The organism is Paenibacillus sp. A3, from assembly GCF_001399685.1.
Taxonomy (GTDB): domain Bacteria; phylum Bacillota; class Bacilli; order Paenibacillales; family NBRC-103111; genus Paenibacillus_G.
Genome location: NZ_JTHN01000383.1, coordinates 1 through 868 on the forward strand (window position 1 = coordinate 1; position 868 = coordinate 868).

An 868-nucleotide genomic window follows, 5' to 3' on the forward strand; every position below is an offset into this window, starting at 1 on the left:
CATGGGCGTCATCGGGGCGTTTCAACAATTTACTTTGCCGTACACGCTTACCAAAGGGCAGGGAACGCCGGCCCATTCGCTCATGTTTTACGTCATGCATTTATACGATAACGGGTTCAAATATTTCAAAATGGGCTATGCTTCGGCGATGGCGTGGCTCCTGTTCTTGGCGATCATGCTGCTGACCGGAATCTTGTTTGCGACCTCCAAGCGGTGGGTTCATTATCAGGGGAAATGAGGGGGCGATCCACGGTGAACCAAAAATTGAAGAGCAGGCTGGCGTACGTGTCGTCCCATGCGATTTTGCTTCTGGCTTCCGTCTTTTTCATTACACCGTTTATATGGCTGGTTTCTACCTCGCTCAAGCCTTCTACGCAAATATTCACCTGGCCTCCGGAGTGGATTCCGAAGCCGTTTACGTGGAAAAATTACTCGGACGCCATAGAGTACATCCCGTTCTTCACCTATCTCAAGAACACGGTCGTCATTACCGTTCTTAGCACGGCCGGGGCCGTTCTGTCGTGTCCGTTGATCGCTTACAGCTTCGCCAAACTGAGATGGAACGGCAAAAAAGCGCTGTTCGCACTTACAGTAGCGGTGATGATGATTCCCGGTCAGGTAACAATGATTCCGCTATTCGTGTTGTTTAACAAGCTGGGATGGGTCGGCACGCCGCTGCCTTTAATCGTTCCATTGTTCTTCGGAGCTCCGTTTTTTATTTTTTTGCTCAGGCAGTTTTTCCTCGGGCTTCCGGATGAATTGCTGGATGCGGCCAGAATCGACGGGGCGCACGAATTCACGATTTATTTGAAAGTGATCCTTCCGTTAGCCAAGCCCGCCGTTTTGTCGGTTGCGCTGTTTCCATTTA

The 868-nt window shown here is 50.5% G+C and carries 1 protein-coding gene and 1 pseudogene; both read left to right on the forward strand.

Annotated features, from left to right (window positions below; genetic code table 11):
• A pseudogene (locus QJ48_RS37865) lies at positions 1 to 238 on the forward strand (sugar ABC transporter permease); the annotation flags it as partial.
• A 14-nt stretch (positions 239 to 252) separates the two neighbouring features.
• Positions 253 to 868, forward strand: a 616-nt coding sequence (locus QJ48_RS34815; protein WP_054977812.1) for a carbohydrate ABC transporter permease, incomplete at its 3' end; no start/stop codon positions are given.